The sequence below is a fragment of the Thalassotalea ponticola genome, assembly GCF_041379045.1.
Classification (GTDB): Bacteria; Pseudomonadota; Gammaproteobacteria; order Enterobacterales; family Alteromonadaceae; genus Thalassotalea_A; species Thalassotalea_A ponticola.
In genome coordinates, this window is sequence record NZ_CP166871.1 from 2187091 (window position 1) to 2212376 (window position 25286).

The 25286-nt window shown below is 43.6% G+C and carries 23 protein-coding genes and 1 pseudogene; 10 read left to right on the forward strand and 14 right to left on the reverse strand.

Going from position 1 to position 25286, the window contains the following annotated elements:
- Window positions 1–18 precede the first annotated feature (18 nt).
- From ACAY30_RS09430 to sdhC, 5 genes are all read right to left on the reverse strand, one after another.
- A complete protein-coding gene (locus ACAY30_RS09430; RefSeq protein ID WP_290251125.1) occupies window positions 19–2817 on the reverse strand; it encodes a 2-oxoglutarate dehydrogenase E1 component in 2799 nt (932 codons plus the stop codon).
- Window positions 2818–3022: 205 nt separating this feature from the next.
- Window positions 3023–3733: a succinate dehydrogenase iron-sulfur subunit gene (locus ACAY30_RS09435; RefSeq protein ID WP_290251126.1), complete on the reverse strand. Its 711-nt coding sequence runs from the start codon at window positions 3731–3733 to the stop codon at window positions 3023–3025.
- Window positions 3734–3745: 12 nt separating this feature from the next.
- Window positions 3746–5518, reverse strand: a complete 1773-nt coding sequence (gene sdhA, locus ACAY30_RS09440; RefSeq protein ID WP_290251127.1) for a succinate dehydrogenase flavoprotein subunit — start codon at window positions 5516–5518, stop codon at window positions 3746–3748.
- Complete coding sequence (sdhD, locus tag ACAY30_RS09445; RefSeq protein ID WP_290251128.1) at window positions 5519–5866, reverse strand: succinate dehydrogenase, hydrophobic membrane anchor protein; 348 nt, start codon at window positions 5864–5866, stop codon at window positions 5519–5521.
- On the reverse strand, window positions 5860–6234 hold the full coding sequence (gene sdhC / locus ACAY30_RS09450) for a succinate dehydrogenase, cytochrome b556 subunit (RefSeq protein WP_290251129.1): 375 nt from the start codon (window positions 6232–6234) through the stop codon (window positions 5860–5862). The genes sdhD and sdhC overlap by 7 nt, the downstream gene beginning before the upstream one ends.
- A 546-nt stretch (window positions 6235–6780) precedes the next feature.
- Between sdhC and ACAY30_RS09455 the strand changes: the two genes are divergently transcribed.
- Both ACAY30_RS09455 and ACAY30_RS09460 read left to right on the forward strand, forming a co-directional pair.
- Entirely contained in the window at window positions 6781–8076 is a 1296-nt protein-coding gene (locus ACAY30_RS09455) for a citrate synthase (RefSeq protein WP_290251130.1), read from the forward strand.
- 287 nt (window positions 8077–8363) lie between these two features.
- Window positions 8364–9434, forward strand: coding sequence for a hybrid sensor histidine kinase/response regulator (locus ACAY30_RS09460; protein WP_290251131.1), 1071 nt, complete (start codon window positions 8364–8366; stop codon window positions 9432–9434).
- Between the two features lie 54 nt (window positions 9435–9488).
- On the opposite strand, the gene blaDIM is transcribed toward ACAY30_RS09460, so the two are convergent.
- From blaDIM to ACAY30_RS09475, 3 genes are all read right to left on the reverse strand, one after another.
- On the reverse strand, window positions 9489–10208 hold the full coding sequence (gene blaDIM, locus ACAY30_RS09465; RefSeq protein WP_290251132.1) for a DIM/SIM/IMP family subclass B1 metallo-beta-lactamase: 720 nt from the start codon (window positions 10206–10208) through the stop codon (window positions 9489–9491).
- 114 nt (window positions 10209–10322) lie between these two features.
- Complete coding sequence (locus tag ACAY30_RS09470; protein WP_290251133.1) at window positions 10323–10952, reverse strand: hypothetical protein; 630 nt, start codon at window positions 10950–10952, stop codon at window positions 10323–10325.
- A 129-nt stretch (window positions 10953–11081) separates the two neighbouring features.
- Window positions 11082–11873, reverse strand: a complete 792-nt coding sequence (locus ACAY30_RS09475; protein ID WP_290251134.1) for a hypothetical protein — start codon at window positions 11871–11873, stop codon at window positions 11082–11084.
- A 421-nt stretch (window positions 11874–12294) separates the two neighbouring features.
- Between ACAY30_RS09475 and ACAY30_RS09480 the strand changes: the two genes are divergently transcribed.
- On the forward strand, window positions 12295–13449 hold the full coding sequence (locus ACAY30_RS09480) for an IS110 family transposase (RefSeq protein ID WP_371189881.1): 1155 nt from the start codon (window positions 12295–12297) through the stop codon (window positions 13447–13449).
- A 372-nt stretch (window positions 13450–13821) separates the two neighbouring features.
- Here ACAY30_RS09480 and ACAY30_RS09485 read toward each other — a convergent pair whose 3' ends face one another.
- Window positions 13822–14412: a hypothetical protein gene (locus tag ACAY30_RS09485; protein WP_290251890.1), complete on the reverse strand. Its 591-nt coding sequence runs from the start codon at window positions 14410–14412 to the stop codon at window positions 13822–13824.
- A gap of 742 nt (window positions 14413–15154) precedes the next feature.
- Here ACAY30_RS09485 and ACAY30_RS09490 point away from each other — a divergent pair.
- A pseudogene (locus ACAY30_RS09490) lies at window positions 15155–16124 on the forward strand (integron integrase).
- A gap of 25 nt (window positions 16125–16149) precedes the next feature.
- Here ACAY30_RS09490 and ACAY30_RS09495 read toward each other — a convergent pair.
- Window positions 16150–16620, reverse strand: a complete 471-nt coding sequence (locus tag ACAY30_RS09495; RefSeq protein WP_290251889.1) for a GNAT family N-acetyltransferase — start codon at window positions 16618–16620, stop codon at window positions 16150–16152.
- A 302-nt stretch (window positions 16621–16922) separates the two neighbouring features.
- The gene (gene bamC / locus ACAY30_RS09500) at window positions 16923–18002 is read right to left on the reverse strand and encodes an outer membrane protein assembly factor BamC (protein WP_290251888.1); all 1080 of its coding nucleotides are present in this window, start codon (window positions 18000–18002) and stop codon (window positions 16923–16925) included.
- Window positions 18003–18343: 341 nt separating this feature from the next.
- Between bamC and ACAY30_RS09505 the strand changes: the two genes are divergently transcribed.
- Both ACAY30_RS09505 and bcp read left to right on the forward strand, forming a co-directional pair.
- The gene (locus tag ACAY30_RS09505; RefSeq protein WP_290251887.1) at window positions 18344–18871 is read left to right on the forward strand and encodes a glycine cleavage system protein R; all 528 of its coding nucleotides are present in this window, start codon (window positions 18344–18346) and stop codon (window positions 18869–18871) included.
- 8 nt (window positions 18872–18879) lie between these two features.
- Entirely contained in the window at window positions 18880–19353 is a 474-nt protein-coding gene (gene bcp, locus ACAY30_RS09510; protein WP_290251886.1) for a thioredoxin-dependent thiol peroxidase, read from the forward strand.
- A 69-nt stretch (window positions 19354–19422) separates the two neighbouring features.
- Here the strand turns inward: bcp and ACAY30_RS09515 are convergent, their stop codons facing one another.
- Complete coding sequence (locus ACAY30_RS09515) at window positions 19423–20499, reverse strand: AI-2E family transporter (protein ID WP_290251885.1); 1077 nt, start codon at window positions 20497–20499, stop codon at window positions 19423–19425.
- Between the two features lie 5 nt (window positions 20500–20504).
- A complete protein-coding gene (locus ACAY30_RS09520) occupies window positions 20505–20732 on the reverse strand; it encodes a sulfurtransferase TusA family protein (protein WP_290251884.1) in 228 nt (75 codons plus the stop codon).
- A 53-nt stretch (window positions 20733–20785) separates the two neighbouring features.
- Here ACAY30_RS09520 and ACAY30_RS09525 point away from each other — a divergent pair, with 53 nt between their 5' ends.
- The 4 genes from ACAY30_RS09525 (at window position 20786) to ACAY30_RS09540 (ending at window position 23335) form a co-directional block, all read left to right on the forward strand.
- Window positions 20786–20920, forward strand: a complete 135-nt coding sequence (locus ACAY30_RS09525; RefSeq protein WP_290251883.1) for a hypothetical protein — start codon at window positions 20786–20788, stop codon at window positions 20918–20920.
- Between the two features lie 104 nt (window positions 20921–21024).
- Window positions 21025–22488 (forward strand): M48 family metalloprotease, encoded by a 1464-nt coding sequence (locus tag ACAY30_RS09530; RefSeq protein ID WP_290251882.1) that lies wholly within the window; start codon window positions 21025–21027, stop codon window positions 22486–22488.
- Window positions 22489–22523: 35 nt separating this feature from the next.
- Window positions 22524–22874: an arsenate reductase (glutaredoxin) gene (gene arsC, locus ACAY30_RS09535; RefSeq protein WP_290251881.1), complete on the forward strand. Its 351-nt coding sequence runs from the start codon at window positions 22524–22526 to the stop codon at window positions 22872–22874.
- Between the two features lie 20 nt (window positions 22875–22894).
- Window positions 22895–23335 (forward strand): DUF2069 domain-containing protein, encoded by a 441-nt coding sequence (locus ACAY30_RS09540; protein ID WP_290251880.1) that lies wholly within the window; start codon window positions 22895–22897, stop codon window positions 23333–23335.
- Between the two features lie 160 nt (window positions 23336–23495).
- On the opposite strand, the gene dbpA is transcribed toward ACAY30_RS09540, so the two are convergent.
- Window positions 23496–24899, reverse strand: a complete 1404-nt coding sequence (gene dbpA / locus ACAY30_RS09545) for an ATP-dependent RNA helicase DbpA (RefSeq protein ID WP_290251891.1) — start codon at window positions 24897–24899, stop codon at window positions 23496–23498.
- Window positions 24900–25286 lie beyond the last annotated feature (387 nt).

A 25286-nucleotide genomic window follows, 5' to 3' on the forward strand; every position in this document is an offset into this window, starting at 1 on the left:
TTCCTCAAGAAAATCTTGTTAAAACGTTAGTGCATCATTCACTAATGCTTGTTGTTCTTTCACGTGCAAAGACATATAACCACATGCTGGTGCTGCAGCTGCCTTGCGGCCGGCATAACGCAATGTGCCCTGCTCGCCAATCGCTTCTCTAAAGTGATGCTGTGAACAGTACCACGCGCCTTGGTTTTGTGGCTCTTCCTGACACCAAACAAAGTCTTTGGCATTAGGGTATTGGGCAATCACATCCTTCAATTCGGCTTCAGGGAATGGGTATAGCTGTTCAATGCGAACAATGGCGACATTATCCTGCTCATTCTTACGACGCTGTTCCAATAGCTCATAGTAAACTTTACCAGAACACATAACAACGCGTTCAACCTTATCGGCTTTGATGTCGTCAATCTCGCCAATCACATTGTGATAAGTACCTTCTGCTAGTTCATCTAACGACGATACCGCTAACGGATGACGCAACAGAGATTTAGGTGACATTACAATCAATGGACGGCGCATTGGGCGAACCACTTGACGACGCAACATATTGAATACTTGCGCTGGCGTTGATGGTACACACACCTGCATGTTGTGATCGGCACACAGCTGCAAGAAACGCTCTAAACGAGCCGATGAGTGCTCAGGACCTTGACCTTCATAGCCGTGTGGCAATAACACGGTCAAACCACATAAGCGGCCCCACTTTTGCTCGCCTGATGACAAAAATTGGTCAAACACCACTTGCGCACCGTTGGCAAAATCACCAAATTGAGCTTCCCAAATGGTTAAACCACTGGGTTCGGCTGTTGCGTAGCCGTATTCAAATGCCAGTACCGCAACTTCTGATAGCACTGAGTCATAAACTTCAAATGGTCCTTGCTTATCGCTAATGTGTTGCAACGGCAAATACGTGCTTGCATCGTCTTGCCCATGCAATACCGCGTGGCGGTGGAAGAAGGTACCACGACCCGCGTCTTGACCGGTAATGCGCACGCGCTCACCGCGATCAACGATACACGCATAAGCGAGGTTTTCAGCGAAACCCCAGTCTAATAACTTTTCACCGCTGGCCATTTTCTTGCGATCATCGTAAATCTTCTTCACTCGTGAGTGAAGCTTGTGATCTTCTGGGTAGCTTGCAATCGCGTTCGCTAGCTCTTTAAGTCGCGCTGAGTCAATGCTGTGATCATAGGCATCATCCCAATCGTGACCCAAATACGGCGTCCAGTCTACTGAATGCTCGGTCATTGGGCGCCATTGCTCAACAGTACACTGGCCTTCGTCGAGTAATTTTCGGTAGTAGTTTACGAATTCTTTGTTTTCGCTTTCTGAAACCACGTTTTCACGTGCCAGTTTTTCAGCGTAAATGGCTCGTGGCACCGGATGTTTCTTAATTTTTTGATACATCAACGGCTGCGTCGCGTTTGGTTCGTCGGCTTCGTTGTGACCATGACGACGGTAACAAACCAAGTCGATAACCACATCGCGTTTAAACTTATTGCGAAAATCTACTGCGATTTGTGAAGCTAACACAACCGCTTCTGGGTCGTCTGCGTTGACGTGTAAAATTGGTGCCTGGACCATTTTAGCAATGTCAGTACAGTATTCGGTCGAGCGAGTATCTTCTTGTTTTGACGTGGTAAAACCAACTTGGTTATTGACCACGATACGAATCGTTCCACCAACTTTGTACGCTCGCGCTTGCGACATGTTAAAGGTTTCTTGTACCACACCTTGACCAGCAATTGCCGAATCACCGTGAATGGTTATTGGCATAACCAAATCGCCTTTATCACAATCGCGACGGTCTAGACGCGCGCGCACTGAACCGATAACCACTGGGTTAACGATCTCTAAGTGCGACGGGTTAAACGCCAACGCTAAGTGTACGTTGCCACCAGGGGTAACAAAGTCTGACGAGTAGCCTTGGTGGTATTTCACGTCACCAGAACCAATTTGTTCAACGTTACCGGCAAATTCATCAAATAACTTGCTTGGGTTTTTACCCATCACGTTAACAAGCACGTTCAAACGACCGCGGTGCGCCATACCCAGCACCACTTCTTTACTGCCGTGCTCACCGGCGCGAGTGATGATTTGCTTAAGCATTGGGATTAAGCTGTCGCCGCCTTCAAGTGAGAAGCGCTTGGCACCAGGGAATTTTGCCCCTAAATACTTTTCTAAGCCATCAGCCGCAATCAAGTCTTTAAGGATTTCTTTTTTCAGGTCGTTTGAAAAGTTCGCCTTAGAACGCACACTTTCAAGACGTTGTTGCAACCAACGCTTTTCAGTGGTCGAGGTGATGTGCATGTACTCAGCACCAATCGCACCACAGTAGGTATCTTTAAGCGTTTGGTAGATATCACCTAACTTCATGCACTCTTGACCTACGGCCAAAGAGCCCACGTTAAATTCTTTATCAAATTCAGATTTTGATAGATCGTGGTGAGATAACTCCAAGTCACGCACGCGCTCACGCTGCCATAATCCCAGTGGATCTAAATTGGCATTTTGATGTCCGCGGAATCGATACGAGTTGATCAACTGCAAAACGCGTACTTGCTTGGCATCTGCTTCACTGCTCACCGCAACGTGCTTAAAGCCTTCTTTTGCTAATTGACGAAATTCATCTCGAATCACCGAGTGATTGGTTTCAACTTCTACACCATCTACTTTAGGAAGCTCATCAAATATCTTACGCCACTCATCAGACACCGAGTGAGCGTTTTCAAGATACATTTCGTAAAGCTCTTCAATATAAGCGGCGTTGTTACCGCTTAAATGGGAAGACTCTAACCAAGTCTTCATTACACCTTCTGGCATTGCCTAATCCTATGTATTGGTAGACTAAATCGCATCAACATAACGTGATGCCATGTTCATAAGAGTTCGCGTGTTTACATTCTGTTAATTGACATATAAAAAAATGTTATTCGCTAACTCAGAAAAACGAAAATGCCAGGTCCACTTGCGCGGACCCGGCGATATACCTTAACCACAAGCAACGCTTGTAGCACGAGTGGTCGGGTTATACCGCTCTTTGCAATAGCATCGATTTGATCGAACCGATTGCTTTGGTTGGGTTCAATCCCTTAGGACAAACGTCAACACAGTTCATGATGCCGTGACAACGGAATACGCTGTACGCATCTTGTAAATCGTCTAAACGCTCATCAGTCGCCGTATCACGGCTATCAATTAAGAAGCGATAGGCGTGTAACAAACCCGCTGGACCGATAAACTTGTCAGGGTTCCACCAAAATGATGGACACGATGTTGAACAACACGCACACAAGATACACTCGTATAACCCGTCTAACTTGTCGCGTTCTTCAATTGACTGAAGGTGTTCACGCGCTGGCTGTGCTTTACCATCGTTGATTAAGTACGGCTTGATCTTCTCGTATTGCGTGTAGAACTGGGTCATATCAATAATCAAGTCACGTACAACCGGTAAACCTGGCAATGGACGTAAAACGATTTTGCCGCCCTTTAACTCAGATAACGGGGTGATACACGCGAGACCGTTTTTGCCGTTCATGTTCAGACCGTCTGAACCACACACACCTTCGCGGCATGAGCGACGGAATGACAATGTTGGATCTTGTTCTTTTAACAAGATAAGCGCATCAAGCACCATCATGTCTGAGCCTTCAGAGATCTCTAGCTCGTAGTCCTTCATGTAAGGTGCATTGTCTACATCAGGGTTGTAGCGATAAATCGAAAACGTTTGTTTCATCGTTAATGCTCCTTAGTAAGTACGTGCTTTCGGTGGGAAAGCTTCACGGTGAACTGGTTTCATGTTCACATCGCGTTTTGACATTTCTTCGTTACCCGGTGTGTAAATCGTGTGACACAACCAGTTCTCATCATCACGATCAAGGAAGTCTTCACGTGAGTGAGCACCACGAGATTCGGTACGGAAGTTCGCAGCTTTTGCCGTACAGTAAGCTGTTTCCATTAAGTTATCTAACTCTAAACACTCAATGCGTTGGGTGTTGAACTCTGATGACTTATCGGCAAGGTGGGCATTTTGCAGACGCTCACGAATTTCCGTTAACTCTTTCATACCTTGAGCCATGGCTTCACCTTCGCGGAATACCGAGAAGTTAAGCTGCATACATTGCTGTAGGTCTTTGCGAATTTGTACTGGGTCTTCACCACCAGTTGAGTTTTCCCAACGGTTGTAACGAGCTAGTGCCGCTTCAAGGTTAGCGTCGTTTGCATCGCGAGATGTATCGGTTTCTGCAAGGTACTTACCAAGGAAGTTACCCGCCGCGCGACCAAATACCACTAAGTCAAGCAATGAGTTACCACCTAAGCGGTTAGCGCCGTGCACTGATACGTTGGCAATTTCACCAACAGCAAACAAACCTTCAATGATTTTGTCTTCACCCGTTTCTGGGTTGAACTCAATTGCTTGGCCATTGACGTTACAAGGAACACCACCCATTTGATAGTGACAGGTAGGAATAACTGGAATTGGCTCTTTTGCCGGATCAACGTGTGCGAATGTTTTTGACAAGTCACAAACGCCTGGTAAGCGCAGATTTAGTGTTTCTGCACCTAAGTGGTCAAGCTTCAACTTGATGTGCTTACCAAATTGCGGGTGATCACAACCGCGACCTTCGCGAATTTCGGTCATCATTGAACGCGCAACAACGTCGCGGCCCGCCAAGTCTTTGGCGTTTGGCGCGTAGCGTTCCATGAAGCGCTCGCCGTCTTTATTCAGCAGGTAACCACCTTCACCGCGACAACCTTCAGTAACAAGTACACCCGCACCGGCGATACCGGTTGGGTGGAACTGCCACATTTCCATATCTTGCATTTGTACGCCAGCACGCAGTGACATACCAACACCATCACCCGTGTTGATATGGGCGTTTGTTGTTGATGCGTAAATACGACCAGCACCACCTGTCGCTAATACCGTTGCACGTGCCTTAAAGTACACAACTTCACCGGTTTCGATACAAATTGCCGTACAACCAACAACATGGCCGTCGTCATTTTTTACTAAGTCTAATGCATACCACTCAGAGTATACATTGGTTTGATTTTTAACGTTTTGTTGGTACAGACAGTGTAGCAACGCATGACCGGTACGGTCAGCCGCTGCCGCTGTACGAGCCGCTTGCTCACCACCGAAGTTTTTCGACTGGCCACCAAACGGACGTTGATAAACTTTGCCGTTTTCAAAACGAGAGAACGGCAGACCCATGTTTTCTAATTCGATAATCGCTTCAGGGCCTGTTTTACACATGTACTCGATCGCATCTTGATCACCGATAAAGTCAGAACCTTTAACGGTATCGTACATGTGATATTCCCAGTTATCTTCATGGGCATTACCCAACGCAACGGTAATACCACCTTGAGCAGATACCGTGTGCGAACGGGTTGGAAATACTTTAGAAATCAAAGCACAGCTTTGACCTGATTCAGAGATAGCTAAAGCGGCGCGCATACCTGCGCCACCAGCGCCAATTACAATGGCATCAAATTCACGAACAGGAACGCTCACTTATACACCCCACACTGACAACAATACCGCTGCAACATAAACAAACAGGGTAATAGTAAATAAAAATTGTAAAACACCACGCAAAAATGTTGCTTTAACGTAATCTGTCAACACTTGCCAAATACCAATCCACGCGTGAAACAGTACGGCGACTACCGCTAATACGGTAAAGATTTTCATGCCCAGGTTAGAGAACAAACCGGTCCACGCTTGATACGTCACCTCGGGTGTCATCACAAACCAAGCCATCATAAATACGCTGTATAAAGCTAAAACAATGGCACTTGCGCGAAGAAGAATAAAGTCGTGAACGCCACTTCTACCTAGCGTTGCTGCGTTGTTTACCATACCCAAGCTCCTGCTAATACTGCTAATACAACCCAAAGAGCAATAGCGATACGAGCGCTAGTTTGACCAGAGCCTTTCTCTTCAAGGTGACCTAAATCCATAATCAGGTGGCGAATACCACCAACGAAATGATATGCAAGGGCGGTAATAATACCCCACGCAACAAATTTACCCAGTGCACCAGTAAAGCATTCTTTAACCGATGCAAAACCTTCTGGAGAAGATAGCGACACAGAAAGTGCCCAAATTAGGATACCCACGCCGAAGAACATCACCACACCACTTACGCGATGCAAAATTGATGCTTTTGCGGCAGCCGGTAACTTGATTGTTGTTAAATCAAGATTTACAGGTCTTTGTTTTTTCACAGTTATCTTGCCTAATACGTTATTTTTCTAACAACATCTACCAAGTTTCACGTCGCAGTAACATACGTTAATGAAGAGCACACAGTTCAATGTGATTACGTCAATGCGCTCGCCACAAAGCCGACACCTGCTGATTGAGCTTGGTAATAAAATGTTTCTTACCCACTTTCGGATCGTCGGGAATTATATCCATGTGGATCAAAAATTACAATTTTATCGACGGTTTATTTAAACTTGGTTAGAGTATTTGCACAAAATATCAACAAATGTATGTTTTTCTATCATTTGCTAAACATTTAAATTGACTTTGCACCCCGCTTTTGGAGTAGAATGTTGTCACTTTTTCGTCGCTGGTTATCGACAAAACATGCATGACCCATGCATAACTTTGTGTTTACAGCCCATTACAAAGCGCTGTTGTATACAAATAAAACATGCTTTTTTGCATAGTTATTTAAGCGCCGTTACACCCCGTAATAAGCGTTATCAAATGTGATAGTCGGCATTTAAGACATACAGAAATTGAAAGAATATAGAGGAAGAACTATGGCTGAGAATAAAGCCACTCTGAGCATTAATGGCAAAGAGGTTGCTGAACTACCCATCCTATCAGGTACTGCAGGAAACGATGTTATCGACATTCGTACACTAGGTAGCGCTGGCTATTTTACCTACGACCCTGGCTTCCTAGCAACAGCGTCTTGTGAATCAGAGATCACCTTCATCGACGGCGCCAAAGGTGTATTACAACACCGCGGTTACGCTATTGATGATTTGGCAAAAAACGCTGACTACTTAGAAACGTGTTACATTTTGTTGAACGGTCAGGCGCCGACGCAAGAGCAATACGACGAGTTTGTTAACGTTATCACCAACCACACCATGGTACACGAAAAGTTAGTTAACTTTTTCCGTGGATTCCTACACAACGCGCACCCAATGGCGATGGTATGTGGTGTCGTTGGCGCATTATCGTCATTTTATCACTCAGACCTAGATATCAATGACCCAGCTCAACGCAAGCGTTGTGCACATCGTTTAATCGCGAAAATGCCGACCATTGCCGCTATGGCGTACAAATACAGCTTAGGTCAACCGTTCGTATACCCGCGCAACGACCTTTCGTACTCTGAAAACTTCTTACACATGATGTTTTCTGTACCTGCTGAAGAATACAAAGTGAACCCTATCCTTGCTAAGGCAATGGATCGCATCTTTATTCTTCACGCTGACCACGAGCAAAATGCATCAACGTCAACCGTTCGTTTAGCGGGTTCATCTGGTGCTAACCCATACGCGTGTATCGCTGCTGGTGTTGCGTCGTTATGGGGGCCTGCACACGGTGGTGCCAACGAAGCGTGTTTAAACATGTTAGAAGAGATTGGCGACGTAAGCCGCGTTGACGAATTCGTTGCTCGCGCTAAAGACAAAAACGACCCGTTCCGTCTAATGGGCTTTGGCCACCGCGTTTACAAGAACTTCGACCCGCGCGCAACGGTTATGCGTGAAACCTGTCATGAAGTTCTCAACGAGCTAGGCATCAAAGATCCACTACTAGATGTGGCTATGGCACTTGAAAAAGTGGCGCTTGAAGACCCGTACTTCATCGAGAAGAAACTTTACCCTAACGTAGACTTCTACTCAGGTATTATTCTTAAAGCCATCGGTATTCCGACCAATATGTTTACCGTTATCTTTGCCCTATCTCGCACCGTTGGTTGGTGTGCACACTGGGATGAGATGTTAAGTCAGCCAGGACAAAAAATCGGTCGTCCTCGTCAAAACTACACCGGTGAGTTGAACAAAGAGTTCACGCCGTTAAAGCATCACGACAAAGATTAATACCGAAGCGTATTCGTCTTCACTCGTTAAAAGCCAGCGTATGCTGGCTTTTTTATTGCAGGTCACTTTATTGGCGTAAGTAACGATTGGTTGCTCTATTTGTCCAGTTAATACTCACTCAAATACCCCTGCCATAGCCAAGCAAGCGATTGCGTTTTGCTTTAGCTGTTAGCAAAAATGCGTGGCAGCAGTGATTTGTTCAAACGCGTTGCTGCACTTGCATTATCGCAATTTTACCTTAAATTTAAGAGAGTTATTTTGCCGATATAGACAAGGTTTTTAAACGCGTGACTGATGCAGATAAACCGACCATACTCGTTGTCGATGACGAGCCGGCTAATATCGACTTAGCCGCTGCTCTACTAAAAGATAAGTATCACGTCAAAGCGGCTACACACGGTAAAGTGGCGATAAAAATTGCCCAGTCAAACCCGCACATCAGTCTCATTTTACTTGATATTATGATGCCAGATATGGACGGCTACCAAGTGTGTGAACAGCTCAAAGCCGATGCTCAAACCCAAGCTATACCAATTATCTTCCTCACTGCTCGCGCTGACATTGCAGACATCACCCGAGGTTTTCATTTAGGTGCTGTTGATTACATTACCAAACCATTACAACCCGACGTATTGCAAGCGCGGGTAAAAACCCATATCACCTTGCGACAAAGCCAACTGGCACTTGAAAATCAAGTTGAGACACTGAACGAAAATATACGTCTTCGAGAGGATATTGAAAACCTAACCAAGCACGACTTAAAAGGGCCGCTTGGCGTGGTGTTATTCGAAACGGCAAAGCTCGAAGACCGGGCCATAGCAGAGTCCATTGAAGAGTCGGTGAACAACGTGATTAACATGCTCAATAACACCCTCGATGTATTTAAAATTGAGCAAGGTCGTTACCCGTTTTCCCCCGATATGGTGGATTTGACAAGATTAGTGGACAAGGCGATTAAATCGGTGTCGCGCTTGGCGAATAAAAAGGCGATTTCATTCGACGTAAACACCGACCGCAAGCCCACATATATCGATGCAGAAGAGTTGCTGTGTTTATCCATTTTTAATAATTTGATCAAAAATGCGGTCGAGGCTTCGCCTGATCACCATTCAATCCAGATCGACATCATAGAGCAAGATGAGTGGGTTGAGTTTCGGATAAAAAACACAGGCGTTATCCCCACTCAATTGCGCCCCACCCTATTTGATAAGTACGCCTCATCGAATCATCAACGAGGATCCGGGCTCGGTGCGTATTCGGCTAAACTGATGACCGAGGCGCAAAATGGGCGTATTGAATTTCGTATCATCGATGAAACCTTCACCGAGTTTAGGGTACAGTTACCCGCCTACAAATAAGCGACATTTACAAAGCAGACGTCGTGTTACGCCTTAATCAGCCAACGCTTTACATTAATTTGTTACAGCTGATTTGGCGAGGTCTATCGTATGATCTAAGATATCAGCCTGACCAACCGTGCCGTGCCCCGGAACCACCATGTTAATGTCGTAATTTTTCGCTTTAATGTTTTCAATTGAATCAGCCCAAGAAATAATTGAGGCATCACCCACGTAACCCAAGCTTTCCCATTCATGGCTTCTCACTATGCAGCCACCAAAAAGTATTTTGCTTTTAGGTAGCCATGCGATGATGTTGTCCTCGGTATGGCCCGCGCCCGGATAGTAAAGTTCAACAAGACCATTTCCTAATGAAAACTCACTACCGTTAAAAGTATGAGTTGGAATGGGTTTTCCGCCCTGAACAAGAAGCTCCTTAGTTAATTCAGATGTGTAAGTTTGAATCAACCGTGAATTCAGTAGCTTGATCCCAGCAGTGCGGTCCGCGTGTGAGTGAGTAGAAATGCTGGCCTTAGCCTGATAACCATTATCCGCAATCCAAGTCAGCAGAGTTTCTGTGTCATCTTCTGACCAAGGCGTATCAATAATATAAGCTTGATTGGCATCTACAACGATTAACCCATTCGAATCAACTAGCCCATAGCCTTCGATGTTTTTGAAGGAAGTATGAAGATATACCCCCTCAGCTATCTCACTAATTTTCAACGACGTATCTTTTTGCGCCATAGCTGGTAATGCCATAATGGTGACGATAAATGTTAATATAAATTTCATTGGCTGCCCTGACTTCTAACACCTCATTAAGAGGTAATTTTTAGTTAGCCATAATGTTCAACGCAGTAGAAAACAGCCAACTGTAAATTTACTTGCTTTAATGACTTGTTGTGTTTACATGATCACCACTGGTATATTCCAGTTTGTTTGATCGCTACCTCCAATCCCTTGATATTTTGCATCGTCATCAACACCTTTAACTATGCTTGATGTATCAATATTTGGATGTTTTTTAGAAAATATATCGAGATCAATTTCAGACTGGTCACTATAGTTGACCTGTACCCCTGTAACAGTAAGCCCCAAACTATCAGTTTCAATAAAGTCAAAGTTACCTAAATATGTTGCTTTGCCTGACTCTATTTGAAACTCAATTGAGATAGGATTTACAGGCTTTATATGTGCATAACCACTATGGACTCCCCACCGCCATACTTTGTAATTCCCGGCTGGTAATTCAACTGCAAAAACCTCTCCTTTACGGTTTAAATGAGAGAAGTCACCTTTAGGAGGAATTGGGAGTAAAGCAACCCCTTCACCAAATTGAATTTGCCCGCGAACATCATTATTTAATCCATGATAAAAAAATGAATAGCCAGCATAGCTTCCTTTATAACTAACCGAAGAAATTAATACACCATTACCAGACTTTTGGTTAAGCGCATAATCACTCTTAATAGTTTTAGTTGAAGCACACCCGGTTAAAACTAGAGACATTAAAATTAGGCTAAATAATTTCTTCATATAAACTCTACTTGATTGTAAACATAACGCCTTGCTCAAGAACGCATAACTGCTTGGCTAAAATTAGCCAAAAAATGAGAGCCAGCCAAGCTGTAAGGCGTCCATTATTAAACAGCTTGTTAAGCGCATTTAGCACGGAACTAGCGCCCCAGCATGCCCAACTGCTGATAATAACCCATTAATTATTTTTGTAGTGACTCTAGCTTTATTAAAAACGATATCGCAGAGTATTGCGAAAACAACCATTAAATAAACAACGAAGCCTAAACCTGTGTAATTACTATACAGGACTGTATAGAACCAATTCTGCTCAAATAAGTAAAAATAGGAGCAGATTACGGTAGAAATGAATAGCAATGTACTTGGCAAAAATAAGTGGTTTACTGCTCTTGGCTTAAAGAACGAAGCCATGAAAAAGACAATAAAAACCAGAGAATTTGTACCAAGGAAAATTCTTACATCAAGTGTAAGCTTGTGCACAATTTCCATATATTTTGTTTGAGTAAATTGAGCTAGCTTACTCTTTGCCTCCTCGACAGATTCAATTCGTGAAAGTAGAGACTTAGTAAGTCTTTCTTTCCATTTCTGCCTGCACTCACAATCTAAGTTGCGCACTTCAGCTATACGCTTAGCGATAATAGCAGGTGCATCGTTTTTCAATTGTTGTTTGTAAAATTCTAGCTCTTTCTTTGCTTCCGAATGAAGCGCTGTGGCTCCTTCTCCGAGTACTTTTTCCAGAGAAGTATTTTTAGGAATATTAACGGAATCTATCTTTTCAAAGACTTCTTGCTTCACTCGCCATTCGATAAATGATTTTCCTGATTTCTCGACTAACTGCGGATCAGCGAACGTAAATAGGAATAATGGCAAAAATAGTAGAATGCCAAAAAGTCCAAATCCTCTTAATGTACGAGTTTTCACTTCACTTCCTTATGTGCTTAATGCGCTTGTTATATATACACTGTAAAATAATTTAAGCTACTTTTTAATAACGCAATTATTTTTAATTTTCCCTTCTGAATCAATACATATATTTTTGTCTTTCTTTACGCAATCATACTCAGGATCCTGTGTAACTGCATTTAGACCACCCAAAATAACGGCTGTTAAAGCATCAGAACTTCCTTCCGCTCCTTCTACAACATTACAACTGTGTTGCTCAAAGTTGTTGGAGCTACATGCAGATAAAAATAAACTGATGAAAAATAGATATCGAGTGTGCACTACTATGCCTTCTATGTATAGACATAATGACTCCCCACGAGGTGCTAGCCTCCAATCGTGGGTTAGCTTAAAGCCAGAGCCATAATTAGTTTGTTAAATAACTAAAGCGGAGGCTAGCATGAATAAACATAACATACTTTTCATAGGGTTAGATACTCATAAAGAATTTTCTCAAGTCGCACTACTTGAAGATGGGCGTGGTGTGAAAGCTGTTAATTACGGCAAAATAAAAAGCACCAAACAATCCTTTATTAAACTCGCTAGAACACTTCAATCAAAATACCCAAGCGCAACACTTCATTTTGTTTATGAAGCAGGTCCCTGTGGCTATTGGGTTTATCGGTTATTAACAAGCCTTGGACACTGTTGTTATGTGGTAGCCCCTTCTCTCATTCCCAAAAAACCTGGCGAGCGAATTAAAACCGATAAACGCGATGCACTGAAATTAGCTAAATTACTCAAAGATGAAGAGCTAACCGCTATCTATGTGCCTGAACCAGATGATGAAGCTATCCGCGACTTATCTCGCGCAAGAGACCGCGCTATGAACGATTTAAAAGATGCCAAATATCAACTTAAGGCGTTGTTTCTGCGCAATCATATTCAATGCAAGGTTAATGATAATTGGAGCAATCAACACTTACGTTGGTTAACCGAATTGGTTCTGCCTCACCCGAGTCAGCAAATCGTCCTAACAGAATACATTGGCACCATTACTGAACGCTTAAAGCGACTACAGAGGCTAGATAACGAATTGCACAATCAAATCAAAAACTGGCGCTTCTATCCTGTAGTAAAAGCCATTCAAGCTATGCGAGGTATTCGCATTGTTGCCGCCACTGGGATCATTGTTGAGCTTGGCGACTTACGCCGCTTTGATCATCCACGAAAATTAATGGCCTACTTAGGTCTTGTTCCATCAGAGCATACCAGCAGCGACAAGCGAAAACTTGGTAGCATTACCAAAGCTGGAAACATCCGCGCAAGGCGCTTATTGGTGGAATGCGCGCATTCCTATAAACACAAACCAAACGTATCGACAGAGCTTAAAAAACGGCAAGAATCCATCAGTAAAGAAGTTAATGATATCGCTTGGCAAGCTCAATTACGTTTATGCCGTCGATACCAACGATTGATGGCAAGAGGCAAACACCGAAGTGTGGTGGTAACGGCTATCGCCAGAGAGCTGATTGCTTATATTTGGGCAATATCTAGGGAAGTCGCCGTAGCGCCAGTAAAACCTGAACTGCGTATTTCTAGGGTTCCGGCATGATAGAAAGATTTGAGATAGCACATTGGATCAAGCATCGGCTGTGGCACAACTCCCGAGGGCGTTAGGCTGGCAGGGTTAAGTCATTAACCTTGAACCGCGAACATAGACTGAAGCACGGTGCCACGACGAAACAAGTAAGGTAGGCTCTGTTAATCAACAGATTAATAATCCACGAATACCAGCAAGATAACCGACGAAATTACTGGCTTCATTCAATGTGTTAACTCATTTATTTGAAAGTAAATAAGCAATGGCGTGAAAATAAATGCTAGGGATCAGTGTGATTTTTCTTGACGTGGGGAGTCATACCAACGCCGCGCTCTGCGGCAAATTTGGAGCGCAGCGGAAAATTTGTCCGACAGCAGCGCCTTGTTAGCCATAACTACTACCATCTGGAAATTCACGTCGGAAAACCTCAGCAAAGGAAGACTTGTGCCAAATTAACTTTCTAGCCAATAGCGGATTCCCATTCATTCTTTCAGGACTTAGAGTTCCTGATTTGTAGAGTCGCTTGTGCATTCTATATGCATATACCTCATCAATTTTGGGGTGAGATTGAGATGTAATATGCTGATAGAAAATAAAATACGCTGGATTATCCAGCGAAATTTTACGAATCTCATTTAAAAAATCGCTATCCTCGTAGGATCCGTTTATTTTCTTCCCAAGGTAGCTATCTGAATACCTTTTTGTTCCATGCCAGCCACGTTTAAACCTAACTTCAATTCCTTCCTTTCTCGTCACCTCGCCAATTTTAATGAAAGGAGAACTATCATTTTTAAAACGATAAAAGTAAGTCCCAATGGCAGATGAAAGCCCTTCGTTAGTGAGAGCAGATAACACAGGATTGTTTTCGCCATTTAAAATGTCGTCGGGGGACGTAAGCAAGCAAGATATGACCTTCTCTTGACCTGAGCCTCTACCCGAGTCTGCATCATATTTTTTACATAAATAGCTGCTCATACTTTTCCTGGTTGGCTAACGCCCTGTTAAGGGGCTGATCAATGTTTGGCTAAAATGTGAAGCGAAGCGAAACTGAGCCAAACTTTAGCAGTTCCGCACTTAAACAGCTTGTTAGGTATACTTTTGACCTATTTCTTTTGTGAACGATATAACCATAAACCACCAAGCCATGACAAAAAAATTGGCAAAGGAAGCATAATTAAAAAGTACCCTACGTTAATTTGAACTAGAAAATGACTAAGCCCAATAAGAACCCCCAAAAGAACCAAGTTTTTATTAGGCAAATTTACCTTGTTTGATGATATTCTTGTTAATGCAAAGCCAATGTAGCCCAAAATATTCCAAACTAAAACATAGGTACAAAATAGAGTGAACAGGCTAAAACAACCTAAATGAACATCGCAGTTATCAAATCCGTAGATACTAATTAAATAAATACAAAATGCAGGTATGGATGAACATATAATAAATATGAAAAACCGTTTCAACTTACTCTCCATAGCCAGCGTGTATACCTAACAATTTAATAGTGCGCAAATCGCGCATATTTCTGATTTGCAATCGCGCACTTTTCTCAATGGATTAGTTTTAACAAAGTTGATAACTAGTTACCAGCGTTATTAAAAATATCTGTTGCTAATTTTTTGAGAAAGATAAAAGTGCGCAATTTGCGCATTTTCTTGAATATGGGGGAAACCACATTATAACTGTATACATATACAGCCCCAATACAGAGGCGTTTATGAAAACACGCTCACCGTTTTTGAACTCTATTGCTGATTACATGTTAAGTCGGCATTATTCGCTTAGAACCGTTGAAACCTATTTAAAATGGATAAGTTCTTATATTCATTTTCATGATAAACGTCATCCTGCGTCAATGGGGAATAATGAAGTGACGACTTACCTGGATCATATAGTACTCAAAGGTAATGTCTCACCTCGGACTCAAGCAACGGCATTGAATGCATTAGTCTTTCTATACAAACACATCATCAAAATGAACTTTCGTTAAATTTGGATTTTGTCCGATCTAAAAAGCAGCTCAAATTACCGGTTGTTATGACACCAGATGAAGTAAAGCAACTTATGAGTCATTTATCCAAACGATACTACCTAATTGCAGGGTTAATGTACGGTAGTGGCTTGCGGGTCATGGAAGCTGTGCAACTTAGGGCAAAGGACATTGATTTTGACTATAAATGTATTCAAGTCTGGAATGGAAAAGGCAATAGCATCGAATTGTTACACTAGCTAGTGAATTGATCCCATTACTTAGGAATCAAATTATGCAGGTGGAAGAGTATCTAAAGTTGGATTTACACAATGAGCAATATGCCGGTGTTTGGATGCCCAATGCATTAGCTCGCAAATACCCATCGGCCAACAAATCATTGGCTTGGCAATATTTATTCCCGTCTTATAAATTAAGTGGTGACCCAAAGACAGGCGAGATACGGCGTCATCACTTTCATCATACTTGTGTTAGAAAAGCGGTAAAAAAGGCGCTTAAGCAGACTAATATTACTAAGCTTATAACGCCTCATACCTTTCGCCATTCTTTTGCTACACACCTGTTACAAAGTGGGGCGGATATAAGAACTGTGCAAGCTCAGTTAGGTCATTCAGATGTTAAAACCACTCAGATTTACACTCATGTTTTACAGCAAGGCGCGAACGGTGTATTGAGCCCTTTGAGCAAAATTTTCTAGCTTGTTTGTGCAGCGCAAAAGTGAGTTAGCCAATTTCGAGACGTTTTTCCATGACATACTGAGTCAGCACTTGACCGCGAATGTTTACTGTTTGTTGCTTAACTTGGGTGAAGCCAAAGTGCTCAAAAAACGGTTTTGCGGTAATGCTTACATGAGAATATACACGCCGGATACCGTTGTGTTGCGCCGTTTTGAATATTTCGTTGATCAGCGCTTTGCCAATACCTTTGCCCTGATAATTGCAATGACAAAAAAAATGATCAATATATCCATTGTCTTGAATATCGGCATAGCCGACGAGTTGATCGTTTAACACGGCCACAAATGGATTAATCTCACTCATGCGTTTGTTCCATTGATGCGGGTCGTACTTTGCGGGAGCCCAAGCTTGAACCTGTGCTTCTGAGTAGTCTTTAATGTTCACATGTCGAATGGTATTGAAAAATATGGCTCTTAACGCCAACTCATCACCTTGTTGAAATCTTCTAATGCGCATTACCGTCTCCCTTTTTAAGTTAAGTCGTTATGTGTGCGACACGCTAACCGGTGCAAGTTAGCATCTAGCGAAACACTGGTTTGCCGTATTTTCTCCACAAGTAGACTGTAAAGGTTTCGACAAGAGCCAAGCAATCATCCAATAAAAAATCCCATAGGTCCTGCGTTGAGTATGCAGAACGTATGGGATCTTTACGTTGATGTGTGCCATTAACCTTAGTGATCGGTGAATGGTTTGCGCCATCGAGCGTTTTGCTTTTTGTTTTAGCCTGCGTTTATGCGCTGTGCGCCGCAGTCACTTATTTAGCGAAACGACAATCCCGGCTCGAGTGATTCAAAGTTTTCTTTTAACACTTGTTCACCCACGTTGTTGTTGTCTTTGTCGGTGATCAGCAAGTCGGTTTTACCGTCTCGCTCAACAAGCTTAAAGCGATAATCGCCATCAGCTAATGTTAACACTGGTTTGTCATCACCCCACATTGTCTGCCACACGCTGTTGTCAGCTTGGGTGTATTGCACGTCGTAGATAAAATTTGATTCGTCTAAATCAGTTACCGTAAAGTTATACTGCTCAAAGAAACCCGGTAAATACGTCCACAGTTGATCGCGTTTAAAATCAATCGATAATGCAGGCTCGCCGTTTGCCGTATCGGCAAGTGTGACAATTTGCATGTTGGCTCGGGCGATTGCATCGTCGCGACGGTTTAATCGATACAAATAACCTAGCTCAGAGGTAACGCTATTTAACATTTCCATTTCAACGCGATTTTTCTCCAGCGCCGATAGCGTAGTGCTGGTACCTTGTTGATCTTGCTTAAAGTACTCGACGAGTTCAACATTTAAGCCGATACTGCGACCATGAGGTTTGGTGACCAACGAGTATGCAAAGCGCCATTTCTCGATCGATTCAACGTCTTTGAACGGTCCAATACCACTTTCTTGTTCGGTTGTGAACCAGCCCGACTCAAAGCGATTACCGTCATCAGATTGTTCAACAAATTCAACGTTCTCGTCCTTGGCAACATTTTTAATTGCGCTAACCACCACGGTTTTTAAATCGCGGTTATCATCTACCTTGTCATACCAAATTGCCGCACTTTTATCGAATTCATCAACGCGACTACCACTGGCTAGCGGTAACACTTGCGATGGCGCACGAATATCAAGGGCAGCGCCTATCACACCATCAGTTTGTTGTAGTTGCGGTATTTGATAGCGATTTGACTGAGCCGGTGGTGTCATACTTTCAGGTACGTTCAACTCAGCACTTGGTTTGATGTTGACGTAATCGAAGTCCCCTTTGGCTTGCTTGCGTGTTTCAACACTTGAACACGCACTCAGCGCTAAGCCTAGTAGAGAAATATAAAAAATTCGGCGTTCCATGAATACTCCTGAGGGAAATGCCAATTTGTCATTCGAGGTCGCTGTCAGCCACCTGGGTAAACAAATAGGTTTTGTTGCTATTCGACTGAGCAACTGCTTGTTAGTTGCCTGTAACTCACTATTTATCATTGTTGTATCGGAGTTATGGCGATATTTATTGGTCATTAATGTTACTTGCCCTGTCTGTTAAACACAAGCACTCAAGTTTAAATGTGATGAAAATTTTAGTTCAATAAATAGGGACGATTAGATTCGTCTCTTGCCACCTACAAATTTGTGTAAAAAAGCAGTAAAATAAATCGATTAACCGCATTTACAGCAAGTAATTTTGAGTAGCTTCTATGTCCGAATATCTGGTCTTTACCGCAATTGGCAGTGATCGAACTGGCATTGTCAGTGAAATCACCCAACTCGTCAGTACCTTTGGTTGTAATATAGATGACTCTCGAATGGCGATATGGGGTGAGGAATTTTCGTTAATCATGCTGGTTAGTGGTTCAAAAAGCGCTATTAATCAGCTCGAAGTGCGCTTGCCACTGCTGGCTCAATCTCTACAACTATTAACGGTTTGCAAACGCACTCAAGCCAACGATAAATATCGTATTCACCAGTGTTTGCAAGCCACCTTTCGCGCCCCTAACGCGCCGGGGCTACTGCATAAAGTAACCCAGTTTTTTGCCGAAAAAGGCATTGACCTGTCGTCGTTAAAAACCTTGCCCGATGAAGAGTCCAACGAGGTTGCTATTCACATGTTGATCAACCTGCCAAAGCACATCGACAAAGAGGTGCTGATTGATCAATTTCAACAATTGTGCCGTTTACTCAATGTTTATGGGCAAATAAGCCCACCGCAAAAACACATTTTTTAAGGAGCATCATGAATACATTACAAGTCGGTGACAAAGCACCGCTATTTTCACTGCAAGATCAACACGGTAATAGCGTTAATCTACAAGATTACCTAGGTAAGAAACGGGTGTTAGTTTATTTTTATCCCAAAGCGATGACGCCCGGCTGTACCGTTCAAGCGCAAGGGTTGCGCGACAGCAAGGACCAACTCGAAGCACTGAATACCGCAGTATTTGGTATTAGTCCAGATCCAGTGAAAAGACTCGATAAGTTTTGCGTGCGCGACGAATTAAACTTCACCTTGTTATCCGATGAGGACCATCAGGTTGCCGAGCAATTCGGCGTTTGGGGTTTGAAAAAGTTCATGGGTCGCGAATACGACGGCATTCATCGCTTGAGCTTTCTCATTGGCTTAGATGGCAACATTGAGCACGTATTTAATAAGTTTAAAACCAAAGATCACCACCAAGTTGTTTTAGATGTTATCAACCAATTAGGGTAACACTCGCAAGTATTATCAGTACTGCGCTAGGGTCTGTTAGTACTCAGACCCTAGCAGCCATAACGGCTATTACGAGTCAGGTTGAGCCTCTTGAGCGTCAGATGAGCTTGGCCACGCATTAATTACCGCCTTGACTAGGGTCGCTAATGGAATGGCGAAAAACACTCCCCAAAAACCCCACAATCCACCAAACACAATCACAGCGATAATTATCGCCACAGGGTGTAAATTGACCGCTTCAGAAAATAACAACGGCACCAGAATGTTACCATCAACAATCTGAATCACCGCATACGCCAACATCAGATACCAAAACTCAGGCGAAATGCCCCACTGAAACAATGCCACTAACATAACCGGCACGGTAACCACAGTTGCGCCGACATAAGGAACCAATACCGATAAACCGACTAAAGCCCCCAACAACACAGCGTAGCGCAAGTCTAGGATCCAAAACGTCAGCATCGACATAACACCGATGATCACAATTTCAACCACCTTACCGCGAATGTAGTTGTGAATTTGCTGATGCATTTCCTTGCCCACTTGCGATGTTAATCGACTTTCTTTTGGCAAAAAGCGAATCGCACCGTCAACTAACATGACTTTATCTTTAAGAAAGAAAAAAACCATAATAGGTACTAATATCAGGTAGATAATTAGTGCTACAACATTTGAAATCGAGTTTAGCGAGGCTTGTAAAATAGCTTGACCCATAGAGATCAACTCACCGCGAATTGAAGCGATCATGGCATCGATTTGCTCGGCCTTGATAATATCGGGGTATTTTTCAGGTAGCGTCAGTAAAAACGCATTGCCCTTAACCAACATATCCGGTACTTCGGCAACCAAGTTACTGGTTTGTTGCCACAGTAATGGCAATAACCCAAACAGCAAAGCAAGGCTTAGTCCGGTAAACATCAGCATCACTAATATCACCGACTTGTTGCGATTTAAGCCAGTTCGCCCCAAATTGCGTACCGAGGGTTCAAGTAAAAAAGCTAACACCAAGGAAATAATGATCGGCATTAACAAATTGCCAAAGAAGGTGAGGATTAAAAAGCTCAGCGTCATTAGCAAGGTTAAACTCACCACATGAGGGTCAGAAAACTTGTTTTGATACCAGCTTTTTAAATAATTAATCATCGGCATTACTCTTTTGTTATCGTTAGTGTGACGCTGTTGTCTTGGCGCGTAATTTGTTCAACACGCACGCATTGCGTTGCTAGCCACGCAGGAATGTCCCTAAGCGAGCCAGCATCTTTTAAGTGCACCACAAGCTGTCCGTCACAAGTGAGTTGTTTTAACAACACCTTGGTTTTCACCAGTGGTAGCGGGCATTTATCTGCACGCCCGTCGTAAACATCAATTTTTGGCATGGCGTTTAACGCGCAATAACACAATGAAAAAATGATACCAAGAGCACTGGGTAATGGGAATAAAAATATCGTTCAAGGGCATAAGCTTTCGCCGTTATCGTTACCGCACGGTACTTTACCTTGCTAATGACCTTGCTAATGGACGCTATTTAATTCAATATAACTTGAGCAAAGACAACAACTCGTAACGAGTTTGACACGAGTTAGAATGTCGAGTTTATGCAACTTACCGAACAAATGACCATCTAATGGTTTTATTATCAAATGTGATGTCCCCTAAAGTTGGAGTTAGATGAACACAGTTGTAAGGGTAAAACCCATCTTGGCGGCGTTGATGTCGACTAGCCTGCTATTTAGCGCCACGGCTTCGACCAATAGCGACAATCGCAATGCCTTGCCTGAAATTGGAAAATCGGCGATAAGCACGCTCGCCCTTGACAAAGAGCTGCAATACGGTAGTGCGATGATGAAATCTATTCGGGCATCGCAACCGATCATTCACGATCCGGTGTTGGTTGAATACATTAACGATCTGGGAAATCGGTTAGTAAAAAATGCCGAGGATGTGCACTACAAGTTTAACTTTTTCCTGATCAATCAAAGTGAAATCAACGCCTTCGCGTTTTTTGGTGGCAATGTCGGTATTCATGCTGGTTTATTAACCGCCGCCGACAACGAAAGCGAACTCGCCTCCGTTTTGGCCCATGAAATTGCCCACGTAACTCAACGCCACCTCGCTCGACGTTTAGAAGCGCAAACCCGCAATGTGCCGCTGACCACTGCCGCGATTATTTCGGGTATCTTAGTCAGCTTGGTCAATCCTCAAGCCGGTATGGCCGTGTTGCAGACGTCTATGGCGGCAAGTCAGCAAGCGGGTATTAATTACACCCGTAATAATGAAAATGAAGCCGATAGAGTTGGCATGGACATTCTCGTTAACAGTGGCTTTGACGCCAATGGCGCGCCTAACTTTTTTAGAAAGCTCGCCAGTAAATACCGTTACACCTCAAAACCACCGGCAATGCTGATGACGCACCCGTTGCCAGAGTCGCGGATTACCGATTCTCGCCTGCGAGCCAGTCGTTACCCAAACAAGTTACTCGCGCCGTCGCTGCCGTTTGAGTTGGCAAAATCTCGACTCAGATCGCGATACAAAGGTGACCCAGAGCAAAATATTGCGATATTTGAAGATGAAATTCGCTTGTCAAAGTACAACATTAAAGAGGCGGCACAATACGGTTTAGCCCTGAGCTACTTTGCCGCAAAAAAATACGACAAGGCATTGGATTTGTTACTCGAGTTACGCAAATCAGATGCTAAAAACCTCTTTTACGTTGACGCCTTAGCCGATGTGTACATTGAACAACAGGCGTTTGACAGCGCGGAGTCGATGTTGCAACAACTCGCGCTTATTATGCCTTACAACCCAGTGGTCACACTTAATTACGCCAACGTGTTGTATCACGCTAAGAAATTCAAGCAGGCTGAAACCCTATTGCAAGACTTTTTGCTGATTGATAGCCAGCACTTTATCGCCAACGACTTACTCGCCGACGTTTATCTAGCACAAGAAAAACTGGCTCCGCATCACATACAACGCGCTGATGTACTGGCCCTAATGGGACAATACAGTAAAGCCATCGACCAATTGCACACCGCGTATAACAACACGGAAAAAAATTCCTTGATGCAAAAGAAAATAAAAGCGAAAATTTTACAATTCCAAGAACAAGACAACCAATTAAAGCGTTTGTAAATGATGGCGCTTGAAGTAAAAAATAGAGAGTAACTATGTCTGCATTAACCATTTATCACAACCCGCGCTGTTCAAAGAGCCGTCAAACATTACAATTAATTAACGACGCGGGTAAAGACGTCACAATTGTTGAATACCTCAAAACGCCGCTGAACAAAGCGCAACTAGCCCAGCTTCAACAACTGCTTGGCGTTGAGCTACGCCAAATGATGCGGGTGAAAGAAGCTGAATACAAAGAACAAGGCTTGCAAAATGCCTCTGACGAGGAATTGTTACAAGCGATGGTCGATACGCCCAAACTGATGGAACGTCCGATTGTTGTGAACGGCGAGTCTACGCAAGCGATTATCGGTCGCCCACCTGAAAATGTGCAAACCTTATTTTAATCGACAAGCAAATTAAAAACATGTCAAAACAAAGATTTAGTACATCAACATTGCGTAAAATGGCAACCTTTGGCTATCTCGGCTTACTTGTCTACATGCCGCTGTGGTTGTTACTCCTCTCACCGAGCGAAGCACTATCACCAACCTTGGCATTTGTCATGTTTGTGGTACCGTTGCTATTGCCGATAAAGGGCATTTTACAAGGCAATCCGTACACGTTCGCATGGGCAAATTTCATCGTCTTGATTTATTTTCTGCACTCGCTAACAACACTTTGGGTTGCTCCTGAAGAAACGTGGTTTGCGTTAATTGAGCTGGCCTTGGCGAGCTTGATGTTTTTTGCCGGTGCGTATTATTCAAAGTATCGAGGACAAGAGCTCGGTCTAAAGATACGCAAACTCAAAGAAGACTTAAAAGACGAGCGAGACGCATTTGAGAAAAACGAAAATAGCGACAAATAAAGCGACTCATTAAACGAAGAAGCGACGCGAGATCAAATGTAAGCTGAAAAAACGCGTCGCTTTTTTTCAGCTTGTTTCAGCGAAACCTTGTCGATAAAAAGAGTCAGGTTGCCCGATCGGGGATGACGTTCACTGGCTGCAGGAAACGCTCAGCGTTTACTTATCGCAATTTGCGCACCCGAAAGTTTCGACCTTTCATTTTCCCTTCACTGATAGTTTTCAATGCCAGATTGGCAATGGCGGTATCAACGGCGACAAAGGCCATGGTCGCTTGTACCTTTATTTTGCCTATCTGCTCACCGCGAATTTTGGCGTTGGCGGTAAGCGCACCTAAAATGTCACCGGGGCGCAATTTACTTTTTTTACCACCGTCAATTTGCAAGGTGACCATCGTTGCTGGCACGGGCTTGTTGGGCAAGGTCGACTCGCTGGGCAGTTCGACAGTATCTATTGCTTGACCTTGGTAGTCTTCCAATCGAATGACCTTATGCGCTTCTTTGTGACTGATCAACGAGCAAGCTACGCCTTGCTTACCTGCTCGACCGGTTCTGCCAATGCGATGCAAGTGCACCTGTGGGTCGTGAGCAAGGTGAAAATTAATCACTAAATCGACATCGTCAACATCAATGCCTCTGGCGGCCACGTCGGTGGCAACCAGAACCGTTAAACTTTTATTGGCAAACTGGATCAGTGTTTTGTCGCGATCTTTTTGCTCTAAGTCGCCGTGCAACGCCGCGCTATCAAAGCCGCTGTCACGCAACCTATCTGCCAGTGTTTGACACTGAGCCTTAGTATTACAAAATATCACTGCCGAGTGCGGTTGAAAGTGCATTAACAAGCGTTTGCTGGCATCGATGCGTTGCTGCTCGTTATCAACTTGATAGAAATATTGGTCGATTTTGTCGTGATCTCGATTGGCATCAACCGTTACCCTTTGTGCGCCAGTCATGATATGTGCGGCAAAGCGCTCTATTTTTTCCGGAAAGGTAGCGCTAAACAACAAGTTTTGGCGCACCTTAGCGCAGTAGTCAACAATGGTATTTAACGATTGCTCAAAGCCTATTTCCAGCATTCTATCCGCTTCGTCAAGAACTAAGGTGTTGACATTATCGAGTGATAAACGACCTTTTTTAAGGTGCACCTCTACTCTACCAGGAGTTCCGACCACGATGTGCGCGCCGTGCTCTAGCGAGCCAATTTGGGGGCCCATTGGTTGCCCGCCACACAAGGTGAGTACTTTGATGTTGTGAATATTACGCGCCAGCTTGCGTATTTCTATGGCCACTTGATCGGCGAGTTCTCGAGTCGGACACAGCACTAAACTTTGTACTCGAAAACGACGCACATTCAAGTTGTGTAACAGGGCTAATGCAAAAGCACAGGTTTTACCAGACCCAGTTTGCGCCTGTCCGATGACATCTTTGCCCTCTAGCATTAGCGGTAAAGATTGCGCTTGAATGCGAGTCATTGTGTGGTAACCCAATGACGCCAAATTTTCCACTAGGGCTGATTCGAGATTAAGCGAGCTAAAATCAGCTTGCCCTGATTTTTCTGCTGTAGCGATTGTTTGATTTTCAGCGCCTGCGCGCGAAGAGGTATGAGACACAGTAGTCAACTTTTTAAGGTAAAGGGTAAGTATAACAGATCGGGGTTTGCGAGTTTAGTCAAAGTCTCCCCCGCTGCCGTCGATGCTTTGAACATGCGTATATTAAGTAACTACACGGTACACTGTAACTACACGGTAAACTGCTGTAGCGCCGCTTAACTCCGCTAATCTAGTACTTCTAGTGCTTCTAGTGCTTCAATCTAGTATTCCAATCTCGCTCGCCAAGCGCTGTACTCTAACGGCGACGAGTAGCCGATGTATTGTTTGTGATCAGAGTTTGTGGCGGTCAATGACGCCGGCGATAATCTGTTTTTACTTTCGCCTCGTAACTAAATAGTATACTTT